This is a genomic window from Paracoccaceae bacterium (assembly GCA_033344815.1).
GTDB lineage: Bacteria > Pseudomonadota > Alphaproteobacteria > Rhodobacterales > Rhodobacteraceae > Roseobacter.
In genome coordinates this window covers 2,945,871-2,960,670 of sequence record JAWPMR010000001.1, presented here as the reverse complement: position 1 = coordinate 2,960,670, position 14,800 = coordinate 2,945,871, and the positions used below count along the sequence as shown (strand labels likewise).

12 protein-coding genes are annotated in these 14,800 nt (G+C 56.1%); 6 read left to right on the top strand and 6 right to left on the bottom strand.

Features of this window, described 5'->3' with window-relative positions:
* Positions 1 to 530 precede the first annotated feature (530 nt).
* Positions 531 to 713 carry a hypothetical protein gene (locus R8G34_13745; protein ID MDW3223926.1) on the top strand — a complete coding sequence of 61 codons (183 nt, stop codon included), beginning with the start codon at positions 531 to 533 and terminating at the stop codon, positions 711 to 713.
* A gap of 499 nt (positions 714 to 1,212) precedes the next feature.
* Positions 1,213 to 1,566 carry a DUF1428 domain-containing protein gene (locus R8G34_13740; GenBank protein MDW3223925.1) on the top strand — a complete coding sequence of 118 codons (354 nt, stop codon included), beginning with the start codon at positions 1,213 to 1,215 and terminating at the stop codon, positions 1,564 to 1,566.
* Between the two features lie 49 nt (positions 1,567 to 1,615).
* Here the strand turns inward: R8G34_13740 and R8G34_13735 are convergent, their stop codons facing one another.
* Positions 1,616 to 1,870, bottom strand: a complete 255-nt coding sequence (locus tag R8G34_13735) for a hypothetical protein (GenBank protein MDW3223924.1) — start codon at positions 1,868 to 1,870, stop codon at positions 1,616 to 1,618.
* Between R8G34_13735 and R8G34_13730 the strand changes: the two genes are divergently transcribed.
* The 3 genes from R8G34_13730 to R8G34_13720 all read left to right on the top strand — a co-directional run bounded on the left by R8G34_13730 (position 1,847) and on the right by R8G34_13720 (position 8,319).
* Positions 1,847 to 2,032 carry a DUF899 family protein gene (locus tag R8G34_13730; protein ID MDW3223923.1) on the top strand — a complete coding sequence of 62 codons (186 nt, stop codon included), beginning with the start codon at positions 1,847 to 1,849 and terminating at the stop codon, positions 2,030 to 2,032. The two genes, R8G34_13735 and R8G34_13730, sit on opposite strands and share 24 nt — an antisense overlap.
* 455 nt (positions 2,033 to 2,487) lie before the next feature.
* Complete coding sequence (locus R8G34_13725; GenBank protein ID MDW3223922.1) at positions 2,488 to 3,042, top strand: hypothetical protein; 555 nt, start codon at positions 2,488 to 2,490, stop codon at positions 3,040 to 3,042.
* 204 nt (positions 3,043 to 3,246) lie between these two features.
* Positions 3,247 to 8,319 (top strand): hypothetical protein, encoded by a 5,073-nt coding sequence (locus R8G34_13720; GenBank protein MDW3223921.1) that lies wholly within the window; start codon positions 3,247 to 3,249, stop codon positions 8,317 to 8,319.
* 92 nt (positions 8,320 to 8,411) lie between these two features.
* Here the strand turns inward: R8G34_13720 and R8G34_13715 are convergent, their stop codons facing one another.
* From R8G34_13715 to R8G34_13705, 3 genes are all read right to left on the bottom strand, one after another.
* On the bottom strand, positions 8,412 to 10,436 hold the full coding sequence (locus R8G34_13715; GenBank protein MDW3223920.1) for a CHAT domain-containing protein: 2,025 nt from the start codon (positions 10,434 to 10,436) through the stop codon (positions 8,412 to 8,414).
* A 9-nt stretch (positions 10,437 to 10,445) separates the two neighbouring features.
* The gene (locus tag R8G34_13710) at positions 10,446 to 11,906 is read right to left on the bottom strand and encodes a hypothetical protein (protein MDW3223919.1); all 1,461 of its coding nucleotides are present in this window, start codon (positions 11,904 to 11,906) and stop codon (positions 10,446 to 10,448) included.
* A gap of 529 nt (positions 11,907 to 12,435) precedes the next feature.
* Entirely contained in the window at positions 12,436 to 12,612 is a 177-nt protein-coding gene (locus R8G34_13705) for a hypothetical protein (protein ID MDW3223918.1), read from the bottom strand.
* Between the two features lie 247 nt (positions 12,613 to 12,859).
* Between R8G34_13705 and R8G34_13700 the strand changes: the two genes are divergently transcribed.
* A complete protein-coding gene (locus R8G34_13700) occupies positions 12,860 to 13,186 on the top strand; it encodes a hypothetical protein (GenBank protein ID MDW3223917.1) in 327 nt (108 codons plus the stop codon).
* Between the two features lie 48 nt (positions 13,187 to 13,234).
* Here the strand turns inward: R8G34_13700 and R8G34_13695 are convergent, their stop codons facing one another.
* Entirely contained in the window at positions 13,235 to 13,813 is a 579-nt protein-coding gene (locus R8G34_13695) for a HupE/UreJ family protein (GenBank protein MDW3223916.1), read from the bottom strand.
* Positions 13,814 to 13,833: 20 nt separating this feature from the next.
* Positions 13,834 to 14,430 carry a HupE/UreJ family protein gene (locus tag R8G34_13690; protein MDW3223915.1) on the bottom strand — a complete coding sequence of 199 codons (597 nt, stop codon included), beginning with the start codon at positions 14,428 to 14,430 and terminating at the stop codon, positions 13,834 to 13,836.
* Between the last annotated feature and the right edge of the window lie 370 nt (positions 14,431 to 14,800).

The following is a 14,800-nucleotide window of genomic DNA, read 5'->3' as shown; positions in this document are numbered from 1 at the left end:
CTCAGCACCAAAGAAATCGGATTGATTGCGAAATCCTCCAAGAACTGGCTGAGTTAGCCTAGTGTCCAGTAAATATGGACAGTATTGTTTTGGATCGCATAGGCAGCAACCGCTGGCGGTACAACGATCAGAGGAAATAAGACCGTTCTGGTGCATTCCACGGTCTTTTGTGAATGCTCTGATGCCGATGGGACCGAAGACCAAAAAGAACTCATTGGCCAGCACAGGGTTCCTAGCGAAAAATCAGAAAAGATGCGGTGTATTCTGCAACAGTAAGGGTCGTGCTGCAGACCGTGGTTGCGTAGCGCACCGATGATGATTGCCGTGACAGCATCACCCGGAATATCTAAAGTGAGCATTCGCACAAATGCGCCGCAGGCCCCGCACGTCTGGGATGCCGCTTCATGTGTTTCAATTTTGGGTCGCAACTCACGTTAAAACGAGCTCGTCAGTATTAGGGTTGTAACCGAAGACCAAAACGAGACCGACCGCGACTGGACTGGCGTTGCGGCAACGGCGGTACCGAGAGCGTGTGCGGCTGGTGTAAAGATCGCTGGCGTCACGTCTGGCAGACCAATCAACACGTCTTTCCGGGCCTCACCATCGATCCAAACGGCAACGCAGCCAAGCAGATTTTCGACTCGATGAAAACGATGACCAAGATCGACATCGCGGCTCTTGAGCGCGCAGACAAACGGCGCGCCGTGGAGTAGGCAAACTTAATTATCGCGCCTAAAACTAGAGTCGCCTGAGGGCCGTAACGAAAAGTCCAAGGGAGCTGAACAATGGATTCCCCGAGTACTCGCTACGATGAGACGAAAGAAATTCAAGGCAATCGACGAGAAGACCGACGTGGAATTCGCCGCACTCTACGCTCCACGCGATGAGGCGCTGCGAGGCGACAACTGGCGCAGGTGCGTCGCAATACTGCCAAATCCGCAAGATGTACGCTGCATTCTCAGTTCGCAGTGTGACTCCAAGGGGCGAAACGGACCTTCTGCAAAAAACACCAGAGTCAATCAGCGTATTCTGCATCATGGTGGCCGAAAATTTGCAACAAACGCTTGAAATCACCATGCCGAGCGCGAGCGCATATTTTTTTTGAGCATCGTGGTGCACGAGCCCAGGTTTGCATCATTGAGGAATTCAGGGAATTCTCGGACTTGGACTACTGGACTGTAATGACATTCAACCAACCAAAGGGAGAAAGACATGAGTTATATTGATGGGATGCTTTGCGCCGTGCACGAGGAAAAAAAGGAGGCGTTTCTCGCCTTCTCGCGTACAATGACCGAAGTTTTCAAGGAAAACGGCGCGAGCTCGGTCGTCGATTGTTGGGGCGATGATATTCCCGATGGTGAGGTGACCTCCATGCCGATGGCCGTGAAATGCGAACCCGGAGAGACAGTTGTTTTTTCATGGGTTGCTTGGCCAGACAAAGCTGTGCGCGACGCCGGCTGGGCAGCTATAATGCAGGATCCTCGCATGGCCCCGGATGCGATGCCGATGCCATTCGACGGCAAACGACTGATCATGGGAGGATTCGATGTCGTGCACGAGGCATGAGGTTCCGTCTTCGTGAAATCTGCCTGCGAAGGTCGCGAGCGAAGTTCGACTAAAGGCTCACGCCCATTCTCTGGCTTGGGAAAATGCGATAACCGTCGCGTAGGATAAAGTGGCTGCCGCCCGCCGCTGACTTCCAAGAGCGCTCTTCGAAGATCGCGATCAGTGTATCACACAGCACGGTCTGCCACGGTCGTCCGGCCTGTTCGAGGGGCGCAGCCAACCGAGCGTCTACTATCACGTGCTCAGGCCGTTTGATGCTGATCCGCCCTAAGATCTCTCCATGTTCGCCGACGGCCTGCTGCATCTTGCCCACCTGCACGAGCGAAATACCACACTCGTCATGGCCTCCCACGCGCCTCTTGCCGCGATCAAAGCCGTCACGTCACGCATGAGCTGGACGATGCCTTGGGTCGGGAAAACGATGTTCGTTACGACTGCCTACCGCGGCGAGCGGACCTCAGGATAAAGGGGCAGAACCAACGAAAACGTAGCTCTGACCCGAACGGCAATTGTGTATCCTGTCACGCCCACAGCATCGTATCCGTACCAATTCCCGCAACTTCCGGAGCTGTAAGAATAAGGCTGACCGCCCTCTCGAAACACTGAACGCGGCAGATCAGATTGGTCCCGCAACGTTGACGGTTTTCCGGAAATCTGATATGATTGCATAACTTTTGAGCACAACTGCTTAATTTTTAGTACTTTTTTTAAACTTTTTCTGTGGCGCTGCTCTAAGATTAACGGGGGAGAGGCGTCTTGGGGTACGCAACCTTTGGTTTCGTGAATAGAAATGAGCGTGATCACAGGAGAGCGCATCTAGAGCGTCGATCAGGCAAATGGACGATTAAGTGTGTGTTTCTCAGGTGGCGAAGCACCAGCATCCCAATCTTTGATACCATCATCCTCAAAACCTGTGATTGCGTGAGCAAGGCAGTTTCACTCGCGAGAGACCGAGATATTCACGCGGGCATGCAATGGCGCCGCGCCCGAACTGCGGCGACGTTATTCGTCGCTCATGAAAGGTTGGGCAACAAAGCCAGTTTGACACGGCTGGACTCATCAAAAGGTCACGTACAACAACAGGAATCTTACCCAAGTGATGCGGTATCGATTTGCGTGAATGAGGAATTTGCGCAAATGGTTTGTAGTCCCCACCAACCAGAAAATTGGACACCCCTTCAGTATGGCTCAGTGCGATCAAGCGATAAGCGCATTTCCGGGAATTCTGAGGTCAACGGCGATCTGATCCACAAGCCCATTCTTACTCCCTTGCTCGGCGTATTGTCCCGGGTGGCAAAGGATCGTGTGAGCAATCCTTCAATGGCGGCAACAAATGATCGAACACACTTCAGCATCACGTCTGGAGCAGATCCGGAAATCCGTAAATCAAATACCTGTGCGTCCGGCAAAGTCTACCGGTTCCCAATTCGGTTTGGTCAAATCCAAGACAAAAACCTCGAGGAACCAGTTCCGTGAGAGACAGAAACGTCCCTGTTTTCCAATGTTCTTTGCTCAAACTTGAGGGCCGTTTGAGAGGTGTTTTGCACGTTGTCCATGAGAAATGGGCTTGCTGTTCTTCGATCTCCCATTCGGGCCTGGAGCCCGTATCCACTCTTTTGGCCCGGGTCCGTGTCCATGAATTTCCACTCCTGCTCTAACCAAAAAATATAGGAGGGCTTTATGCCTACGATCATCAATGGGACGTCCGGAGACGACACGCTTCTGAGCACCAGCGCGGATGAGACCATATTGGGAGGAGCTGGGACTGACCTCTATTTCTTTGAGCAAGGCTTTGGTTCGGATGTCATCGTTGAGGATGACGATCCGCTTTCTCCAGACAGAATCCACTTTGGTGCCGGTATTCTACCGAACGACATCACATTCTTCCGCGACCCTGCGATTGCTCAGGATCTGATTATTCAGATTGGCCCCAACCAGATCCGTATAGAAAATCATTTTATGGCTGCGAGTCCCTCAAGCCCCGCTTTGCCGCAAATCGCCAAGATCACCTTTGAGGAGTCTGCGCAGGAAATTGGTTTACTGGCAAATGGGGTGATAATCTGGCCAGGTGCAGCAACCAGCGATGCTCTTTTTGGCACTGAATTTAAGGACTTCATTGCAGGTGGTGCTGGAGATGACCTGATCGTAGGACGCGGTGACGATGATACGCTTTTGGGGGATGCGGGAGAGGATCTTATACGAGCAGGTAGCGGAAATGATCACGTTGCCGGTGGTGATGACAATGACACGATCTTTGGAGGGGACGGCGACGATACGATCCTTGGAGGATCTGGCGACGACGAAATTGCAGGCAATAATGGTGCCGATCACCTGGAGGGAAATGACGGAAACGATATTCTTCGGGGTGGTCCTGGGGGCGATTTTCTGAATGGCGGCGACGGCAGTGATACAGTCTACGGTGGCAGCGGGAATGACACCCTGATCGGCGGTGCAGGCCAAGATTTGCTGGACGGCGGCAGCGGCGATGACAGTGTGCTCGGAGGCGCGGGAAACGACATTCTCGCGGGCGGCACTGGCGCTGACACGCTGGAGGGCGGCATTGGCGCAGATACGTTACGCGGCGGAGGCGGCAACGATCTGATGTACGGCGACGCTGGCGCAGACTTGATGTTCGGCGCGTCAGGCGAAGACATCCTTTTTGGCGGCGACGGTGACGACGTAATGGAGGGCAATCAGCAGGCAGACCTGCTCTTCGGCGAAGCTGGCAATGACCGACTGCGCGGCGGCGACGGCTTTGACATGCTAGATGGCGGCGCGGGGAACGACATTCTCGTGGGCGAGAACGGTAACGACGCACTGAACGGCGGTGCCGGCCAGGACATTCTGCGCGGGCTCGCAAACAACGACACATTCATCTTTTCAACCGTTGCGGAGTCAGCCTTCGGGTTTGCGGATCTGATTGACGGGATCGATGGCGTGGGCGCTCAGGGTGGCGACATTATCGACCTTTCAGCCATCGACGCGGACGAGACGGTCGGGGGCCTCCAGGCCTTCAACTTCCTCGGTCAGGCAACAACAGCGCAGGGGATCGCGGCGGGTGCGGGCACGCTTTGGGTTGAAGACGTCGGCAGCCAGACCCGGATCTTCGGGAACGTTGACGGGAATGCATCTGTTGACTTCGCGATCCGTGTGAATGATGGCGCGGGAATCTCTGCTGCGGACTACGCTGTGGATGATTTCGTTTTTTCGACCCTATCAATCTCAGATGCGATCGCGCCGGAGGGATCGGATCTTGAGTTTACGGTCACTTTGGACAAACTGGCGAAAACGGACATAAATTTAAATTACGAGGTCCTTTTACCAGCGATACCCGGCGCGGGCCAGGCGGGGTCGGAAGATATCGAGCAAAGCACAGCCCTGATCGGATCGGTAAAGATTAGCGAAGGCGACTCGGTCGCCGCCATCTCGATCAGTGCTGCGACGGACCTTTTGATAGAGGGCGACGAGACGTTCGAGATACGGCTTGTCAATCCGCGCGGCGGAACTCAGTTGGGAGACCACACCGGCATCGGCACCATTCTGGATGCGCCTTTGCCACCCCAGATATCGATATCGGATGCAAGAGTTTTGGAGGGAGGCGATCTTGTCTTCACGGTCAGTCTTGATCGTACGGATCTGGAGCAGGTTGGCGCTGACTACCAAGTACTATTTGGCTCTGCCAATGCAAGTGACCTGCAGGGCGGTGCGTCGCTCTCCGGCTCAGTGACCATCGATCCTGGTACGACCTCGGTCGAAATCGTGTTGCCAACTATTGATGACACCCTGTTCGAGTGCGACGAGGCATTTCGGGTCGTACTCTCGAACCCGTCTGCGAATGCGGTACTTGCGGATTCAACGGGTCGCGGCGTGATCATGGATGACGAGACAGGCATTTGCACGATCTGGCGCAATGGCGGTCAGGTCACGATTGGGTCGGCGGTGTCGCCTGCGAGTTTCAGTATCGGAGCTTTTGGCACAGCACCCGGGAACAATAGCTGGATCGATGCAGGCCCTACAGGCAATTGGAGCGATCCAGCGAACTGGAGTCTCGGTGCGCCCCCAAGCGTGTCCGACACAGTATTGTTCGGTACCGCGGGATCAGGCGACCGAAGCTTTGTAGACGCCAACTATGTAATATCAGCGCTCCGGTACACGGGCCAGGCTGACCAAACTATAGACTTCGCAAACGGGAATGAACTCGAGATCACCAACGATGTGCTGCTATTGGCCAACGGATCTAGCCCGCACATGCTGGGCGTAGAAAACGGCACACATGTCGTGGCCAATGCCCCCATTCGAGTTGGAATAAACGCCTCGGGCAGCGGTACTGCCTCGGGTGTCCTCAAACTGACAACAGGCGCGTCATTGGACGCTGCCATGGCCAGCGAACTTTCGATCGGTGTTGCGACGTTTGTGAACGCTCAGAGCGGATGGGCGGCGGAGGGGAGGCTGGCTCTGGGCGCCAACACATCCTTGACGCTGGGTGCAGCCGGAGCGCCGGCAGGGCTCTACGTCGGAGTGGCAGGAAACACCGGCTTCGGCGGTGCCACCGGCACAGGCGTTCTGGATGCGTCCGAGCGCTCAGCGGTGCTCGACTGGACGCTGAGCGAGATCTTAATCGGCAGTTCCGCCTCCGGCGGGACGGCAACCGGCACGCTGATCTGGGACCAGAGCGAGACCCTGGCAGCGGACACCATCACCTTCGGAAACGGCCGCGGCCAGGGCATCCTGGAGGTGCCCACAGGAGGAGAGCTTAACCTTGAGGCCGATATCCTGAGGCTTGCCTACAACAATTCCGGCGCAGGCACGGGGATGGCCGACATCGACTTCGCCACGCAGACAACGGATGCCACGCTCACGGTGGCCAGCGAACTTTCGATCGGTGTTGCGACGTTTGTGAACGCTCAGAGCGGATGGGCGGCGGAGGGGAGGCTGGCTCTGGGCGCCAACACATCCTTGACGCTGGGTGCAGCCGGAGCGCCGGCAGGGCTCTACGTCGGAGTGGCAGGAAACACCGGCTTCGGCGGTGCCACCGGCACAGGCGTTCTGGATGCGTCCGAGCGCTCAGCGGTGCTCGACTGGACGCTGAGCGAGATCTTAATCGGCAGTTCCGCCTCCGGCGGGACGGCAACCGGCACGCTGATCTGGGACCAGAGCGAGACCCTGGCAGCGGACACCATCACCTTCGGAAACGGCCGCGGCCAGGGCATCCTGGAGGTGCCCACAGGAGGAGAGCTTAACCTTGAAGCCGATATCCTGAGGCTTGCCTACAACAATTCCGGCGCAGGCACCGGGATGGCCGACATCGACTTCGCCACGCAGACAACGGATGCCACGCTCACGGTGGCCAGCGAACTTTCGATCGGTGTTGCGACGTTTGTGAACGCTCAGAGCGGTTGGGCGGCGGAGGGGAGGCTGGCTCTGGGGGCCAACACATCCTTGACGCTGGGTGCAGCCGGAGCGCCGGCAGGGCTCTACGTCGGGGTGGCAGGAAACACCGGCTTCGGCGGCGCCACCGGCACAGGCATTCTGGATGCGTCCGAGCGCTCAGCGGTGCTCGACTGGACGCTGAGCGAGATCTTAATCGGCAGTTCCGCCTCCGGCGGGACGGCAACCGGCACGCTGATCTGGGACCAGAGCGAGACCCTGGCAGCGGACACCATCACCTTCGGAAACGGCCGCGGCCAGGGCATCCTGGAGGTGCCCACAGGAGGAGAGCTTAACCTTGAAGCCGATATCCTGAGGCTTGCCTACAACAATTCCGGCGCAGGCACCGGGATGGCCGACATCGACTTCGCCACGCAGACAACGGATGCCACGCTCACGGTGGCCAGCGAACTTTCGATCGGTGTTGCGACGTTTGTGAACGCTCAGAGCGGTTGGGCGGCGGAGGGGAGGCTGGCTCTGGGGGCCAACACATCCTTGACGCTGGGTGCAGCCGGAGCGCCGGCAGGGCTCTACGTCGGGGTGGCAGGAAATACCGGCTTCGGCGGCGCCACCGGCACAGGCATTCTGGATGCGTCCGAAGGCTCGCTTACTGCTGATCTGACAACCCTAAACATTGGTACAGCCGCGTCCAGCAGCGTCGCACAAGGAACCTTTTTCATTGGGCTTGGGGTCGATATTTCAGTGGTAACCGCGACTGTGGGAACCTTGGTGCGCGGTGAAGGTATCATAGACTTTGGCGAAGGTGAGATCATTATTGGCGATACAGGCACCGTTCACTTCGAAACGCTAAATTTTGCGGGCGGCAAAATCACTGGCGACGCTCTCGTGATCGATGCGACTTCCGGGACTTTCAATTTCACCGGCGGAACGCTGAGTGTAAATTCGTTTACCGGTGATCTAAATCAGACTGGCGGAGTGCTCGATTCTGGAGTTGACGTTGGAGAGATGGCGATTTTCGGAAACTATTCTGTTTCTTCCGCCGGGAGTATCTTGATCACGGTTGCCAACGGGGCATCCGGCTTGGAGGCTGACTCGATTTCGGTGCAAGGTGGTGGCGTGAACCTCAATTCTGATTTTGGAACGGGCGCATCGCTGGATCTCAGTTTGACCGCTGGCTTGGGTATTGGAGAGAGCTTACTGATTCTGGAAAACGATGGTGTAGACGCAATTGTTGGCACGTTCGAAAATCTTGCTCAGGATGAAACGATTGAAAGTGAATTTGATGGAGATCTGTATCGTTTCCAGATCGACTATTTTTCAGGAGACGGAAATGATATTGGCCTGACCCTTTACGACATCGCCTGATGCACGTCTCAAGGCCTGTGGTTGAAGACCCAGGAATAATCAGCCAATGTGACAGTCCATTTGCGAATTTGCAGTCGGGCGATGATGGGTCGTCAGAAATCTTCTGTACCAAAGGATTCTTCCCATGTGCTTGGCAGGGCGCGGACAAGCGCTTCGGCGACGTCCTCTACAATGCCAAGTTCCGCAATTTTGGGGTACCATTCGGCGTAGCGCGCCATTTGTCGTCGGGTAGAATAGATCGTGAACTTATGTGCGCCGATGCGGTTCACAAGCCCATGCGCGCAAGACAGAGCCTCTTTCTTGGCATCGCTTGGTGTTGGTTTCCCGTCCCAATTTCCCATCGCGAGGGAGAGCAGATAAAGCTCGATCAGGTTGGCCATGGCACATGCGAATTTCTGATCATCCGAAGAGTTGCGGTCGCGGTGCGAGATGGCATATGCCAACTGCCAAAGATCGGTTTCCTTGTAGTCGTAAAGCCGCGCCTCATCCGTGTCCTTGTAACTGAGCCGCGACAGGATCACGACAAGCGAGAGGTGTTGTACCATGCCCCAGCTGTTGGCACGATCGATCTGATACGCCCGTAGATAATTATCGCGCGACGTGCGCAGCAGGCCGACGGTGCGATCCTTGCCTTGCAAATGTTCACCGGAGGCCAGTTCATACACATTGGTGCTGGTTTCCAGTACGATTTTCGCGGCAACCAATTCGGCCTGGCGTTTTTCGGTGCTGGCCAGAAGGCCGTAGATCTGCGCGGACGGGGCAGACGTGCTGTCCAGGAGCGAGGCCAATTTGGCCTTTGCAAACTCGATTCGGCGCATGGCGTCTTCTTTGCTGGGGCCGTTGTCGGTGATGTCGGGGTTGCTGATTTGCAGCGTGGCAGCATAAATACCGCCGGTCAGTTTGTCGGCAAGTGCCATCGCAACTTCTATACTGCGGCTGGCCTGTGCGAGTTTCAACGTCGCCAGGTCTTGTGCCAATGTTGTGGGCAGGGAAGCATAGGCGGTGAGGCTGGCCCAATCATGGTTTTGGGGAAATTGCGAATGCAGTTTGCGGCGCAGGTCGATCAGCAGCGCGCGAGGATCTTCACCCCACAGGAACCCGTGGTACAACGTTTCGACCATGCGGACTGAGCCTTCGAATGACAGCGGAAACTGACTGGCGACGACGATAGGGATACCCGCGTCATGCAGGGCGTGCGCAATGCTTGCCCCGGCGCCACCCACACTACCTTGCGCCCCGGAGTTGCAGCTGGCCAGCGTCACAACGCTAGGGCGCGACAGGTCCGTTACATCGGGTTGCTGAGTGGGGCGCAAGATCGTGGCAAGCCGCGCGCCGCTGACAACCTCGGCTGGACCATCAGGATTGCGCGGGTGGTGTAGTGCCAGACCAAAGCGCACATCATAACCTTCCTGATACTGAATGCCATGGGCGAGGATATGGATGTGGGTAAAGTCATGCGCAGCGCAGGCGGCCTCGACCTGGGGGGCGGTGGCTTGTGGCAGCAGGACAATGTGATTGTCGAGGTCGCGGTTGGTATCAGTCTGCCGTACCCAAGGGTCAAGCGCGCCGCGTAGGGCCAGCAGATGCGCCTGCAAGGGAATCTCTTGTTGGCCGGGCGGAGCAGCGGCAACGAACAGGATTTTAGGGCTGCGCGGCGTGCCATCATTAAGCTCTGGCACCCGGCGTATCTCGCGGGTGATGCAAATCGGTGTTTGCGATTGCAGCAACGCCGATTGTCCCGCACCCGGAAAGCCGTTGGGAGACAGTGCGAGCTCAAATGGAAGCAGTGCGAGTTCAGACGACGACACGATCAGGCGCAGATGGGTGAACCTGTCTTTAATACCGGTATCACGATTGATTTCTGCGGTAAGCCCCGGAATGTTCGACAGAAGATCGCTTAGCACGCGAGCGGTATCGTGCAGGTAAAAAGAACGCGGGTCGGCACCATAGCGGTAGGAAAGGGCACTGAGCCGGTGCAGAAACTGGTTGTGTTCAAACGGCACCTGAACCGTCACTGCGCCGTGATTTTCACACAAAGCAAGGTATTGCGTTAGCGGCGAAAGCAGCTGGTTATTAGCCGGGCCGTGGCGCAGAAGTTCAAGGGTAATGGTTCGCATTTGCGCCCCCTACAGTTTGAATTGTGTATTGGGGACGGGCTGCATCGGGTCGCGGCTTGCCGGATCGTCGATGCTGTTCAGCTGCGCCGTGATTACGCCACCGCGTGCCACAACCGACAAGACGGTATTCTTGCGCTTGATCAGATCTGGCACCGCTTCGAGGGCGTCCATTGTCCCTGCTTCGAACGCGTCGTAGATCTCTTGAAATCTGGTCTGGTCGTCAAGCGTGGCGGGGTCCAGCTGGATCAGCCGCGCCCAGGTGCCGGTATTGAAATACAACCCCAAGCCGACATCTCGTTCGATGGCGCGTTGCTGATGCGTGTGGCCTGTTACGATGATATCGGAGGCGGACCCGATCATTTCGTCATACTCAAGGAAAGCCTGATCTTTGTGTTTGGGATTAAAGGACTGGTCTTCTTTAAGCTTCTCCAACATCTCGCGCAGGATTTCGGCGGTGGTGCCGCCGCTAATGCCACGCCAAATCCCGCTCCAGACCCCCAAGTGGCGGCCCTCCTGTTCATCGCTGATCAAATCCATCGGCGCGCTGTCCTTCTTATACAGGGCATCGATGTCAGCCAGTAGCGATTTAGAGATCGCATCGGATTGTGCTTGATGGGCGCTGACCGCCAGGGCCGAGACATGGTCCTGCGGCGCGTCGGGCATGACGCTGTCCTCGCCAAGGAACCCGAAGTTTCGCCTTGCGGTGTCATACATTCGTCTGCCCACCACCCGGGGCGCGTGTGATAGTTTCGCACCCAGCGCAGGTTTGAGCGCCACAAGAAACGGCACAACCGCCCCCTGTTCGGGTTTAAGAAGATCGACAAACGGATAGCGGCGCTTGACGTCATTCATTGCATCAATCACCAATTGCGTGCCCGCATTTGGCACCCAATCGACATAGGGTTTACCTTGCATGATGTCGCGCCCGATCTGGCGAATTGCCTCGTAATCGGTGAGGTTCCATTCGTCGATCTCATTGCCGTGGGCGCAATATATGCGGGCCGTGCCTACGCGGTACGTCACGCCTGCGCCCGAAGTGTGAAGCGTTATGCGTCCGCGTGCAGCATCGGTGCCGTTGGCGATCATCTCGACAAAATGCGATCCGACCCATGGCAGGGCCAGTTCAAGATCGTGATTGCCAAGGTTGAGATCCAGCCGCCGGTTAGGTGTGGCGGCAAAGCGGCGCAGTGCTGCCATGATCGGCTTGAACGTCTTGTCGCGCAGGAACATCCGATCCAGTCGGTCTGTCGCCCCCTCGGCATCAAAATAGGTGGGCATTGGTTCCGCCAGAAAGTCAACGATGTCGCCGTTGATAAGCAAAGAGACTTTGCGGGATTTTGCGCGCTGCGCCAAATGATCTATCAGCCAGACCAGTTCATCGGTAGAGTTGAATATCTGAAAGCCCGGTTCGCCGCCAATATGCAAATCGGAAATGACAAACAGCTCATCCGTTAAAACAGACGCGTGCATAGCAAATTCCTTCGGATTAATGATCTGATAGTCGTGCCAACCGGATCAAAAATCAAGGTTCACAGAACATCTGAATGGATTTGCTGCGTGTGTTGAGACCACTTATCATGTGGTGGAGCGGATTTTGCGACATGTGTTGGTCGAGAGGGTTCTGTCACACTATTTGATCTGAAGCAGAGAAGCTTTGCTGGACTGGCATAAAGTGATGCCTTTCTGAAGAGACCAACGACGAGGATGATTTCGTTGCGTCCCCCGGCTTCGTTTTGGTGAAGTGCACCGTCTTGAGCTTGTTAAACAGATAAGGTTGAACGCGGCGAACGAACGTAGCTGAACCGATCGCATGCACGAGCATCTGCGCCTTGGCTTTAATGCGTATTTCAGTGATCGGATTTTCGAGATTTCGAAGCTTGGAAGGGTACTCTAATGACTTCTTACCGTCTTCCGACTTGTACTTCGGCAAGTGATCTTTGAGTACAGCCGAACGTTTTTGCCACTATATCCTGCCATGCTCGGGAGTGTCATCAATGTGTCAATACTTTTGGAGTTTGTTGCCGAGAGTGGCGCTCCTCGGTTGCAGTTCAAGGATCTCGACTTCAAGCCCGAACTTGGCTGTCAGACGCACCGAAACGCCTTGTTCGTCATAGGCGCCGCCCGCAAAAGCCTGACGCCCGTTGGATCCATTCCAGAAGCGCTGATGCACCGCCAAGATTCACTTTCGTCAACTCAGAGCCAGCAATACCGCCAGTTTCAGGATTGAAGGCGATATTCAGCATTCACTTTTTCTGACTCTTTCTAGTATTTTGCTGGCCCATGTTCCACCATGTCCTGCCCGACTGCTGGAACCCGGTCGAAGCTAAAGAAGTGTTTTTAAGGCACGTATATTGTCTTTCGGCACGTTCTAAACAGGGTTGCGAATTTTCCCCTATCTTGCTGGAAAACATGGAGAATGAAAGATGGCTCATACTGAACTGAACTTATACGAACGGCTCACGATTGCGGATGTGCTGAATGCAAAGATCGCGGTGCGTAAGATCGCAACAGAGATCGGCAGCCATGTTTTAACGGTTTATGAAAGCTCAAGCGTAATGGCTATACCGACGAAGAACCGCCTGAATGAAACGGATACTGGGGTGTGGTTGCGCAACGCGCAGCGGCCCAAACGCGCGCGCGACGGCGTAAGCTATGGCGGCTTGCCCATCGTCGGCGTCATACAAAAGGCTGGAATTAGTGCGATGAACCGATCTGCGCGTCACGCAGGCGCAAATGACAAGTCCGATTAGGTCGGTTCAGTTATGGTGAGAGCCGTGGTTATTTCCGGATATCCATTCCTAAACCCTGGTAAATGCAAGTGCCAGCATGAGGAGCGCGATCGTTCCCACCCACGCTGCAACGACCCGAAACGCGATGCCGACCCAAGACCAAATGTAGCGTTCCCGGATGAAAATAATAATCCCGAATAGGTATAGCAGGCCAAGGTTCGCTCCGACAAACGAGCCGGACATGGTAAACAGTCGGTCCCGCGTCGGCCCATCGTCAGGGATGGAGGCTACTCCGATCAGGTAACCACCGATGCCCACCAACCCGACCGCAAGGAGTGCCAGTCTGCCTGGTGAAAGTGCTGCCAAAACGCATATCGCGCACGCTACCGCAAAAAGTGCGGGATCAGGTTCTGAGAGTTGCTGCCCGACCATCAGACCCATGAGGCTTCCGGTCAGGAAAACGGTCAGCAGCCAACGCGCCATTTTCAACTCAAAGCTACTGACCAGCAGCGCGAGACCGACCATCGACAGAAACTGTGACGGTGTCGAAAAGGGGTGCAGCAACCCGATATAGAACCCTTCGATCCCCGGGACCGGGCTGTGCGCATAAGCTTGCGAAGGCCCCACTGCGAGAGGAACCCATGCCAATCGCCTAAGCCTGTGCATTATCAGGCTATTCCGGTGAGAAACGCGACCCCTGCAATAGAAATCAACCCGCCCGCGCTCCGCACAACGATACGCCCAGCTGGCCACTTCACCAGGAGGCCGAAAGCGATGCCACATAGGTGGAGCAGGCCGGTCGAGAACACAAATCCAATAGCATAGGCAAACGCGTTGACTGTCGATGGAAGTTCAGTGCCATGGGCATAACCGTGAAAGATTGCGAACGCGCCGACAATGATGGCGGCGACCCAGATCGGCGGCTTGGCGGCGAAGACAATCATCAATCCGAGCACCACGGCAGAAAATGCAATACCGGTTTCGACCGCCGGAACAGGGATTCCAACGATGCCCGCGACAGCACCCAGCGCCATGACGAGCGGGAATACCACGGGCAGGATCCAGATCGCAGGAGCGCCAAGGAATGCGCCCCAGAGGCCCACAGCAACCATCGCCGCCACGTGATCCCAGCCGAGAATTGGATGGGTGAAGCCAGCGACGAAGCCTCCGCCGTAGACCTCTTCACTGTGAGCCAGCGCCGGGTTGGTTGCGGCAATGAGAACGAGCACGACTGCAAGAAGCGTGTGAATTGCACGATACGGCATTGAGGGCTCCTTTGCGGCATTGCCAGATGGGAAAATCCTAGTCCAAGGCCATCAAGGAAATCAACATGGTACAAGTGCAGGCGTCAGGTGGATTGTGTCGATAACATCGTTTGATTTTGGCGTATCTTTTGAGGCCCACTATTTTGTCTTCGCCCAAAGTTGTGGGACCGTTCTTCGCTTTATCTTAATGCGGGTCGCATTGACTTGGATTATTGGCGCTCTTTGTGCGGGCCCAGATGAGCTGTCTGTTAAAGTGACCTCAGCGACCGTCTCGCAGGATCACATTCAACGGTAGTGACCAGACGTCAGGCGATGGTGGTTGAGAGCGGCGATTGCCGCTGCCTCAGGGTTTTCAGCCCTTTCATTGTCC

Coding starts and splice junctions, on each gene's coding strand:
- R8G34_13740 (MDW3223925.1), top strand. CDS start 1,213: ATGAGTTATATTGATGGGATGCTTTGCGCCGTGCACGAGGAAAAAAAG.
- R8G34_13730 (MDW3223923.1), top strand. CDS start 1,847: ATGTTCGCCGACGGCCTGCTGCATCTTGCCCACCTGCACGAGCGAAAT.
- R8G34_13735 (MDW3223924.1), bottom strand. CDS start 1,870: ATGCAGCAGGCCGTCGGCGAACATGGAGAGATCTTAGGGCGGATCAGC.
- R8G34_13720 (MDW3223921.1), top strand. CDS start 3,247: ATGCCTACGATCATCAATGGGACGTCCGGAGACGACACGCTTCTGAGC.
- R8G34_13715 (MDW3223920.1), bottom strand. CDS start 10,436: ATGCGAACCATTACCCTTGAACTTCTGCGCCACGGCCCGGCTAATAAC.
- R8G34_13710 (MDW3223919.1), bottom strand. CDS start 11,906: ATGCACGCGTCTGTTTTAACGGATGAGCTGTTTGTCATTTCCGATTTG.
- R8G34_13700 (MDW3223917.1), top strand. CDS start 12,860: ATGGCTCATACTGAACTGAACTTATACGAACGGCTCACGATTGCGGAT.
- R8G34_13690 (MDW3223915.1), bottom strand. CDS start 14,430: ATGCCGTATCGTGCAATTCACACGCTTCTTGCAGTCGTGCTCGTTCTC.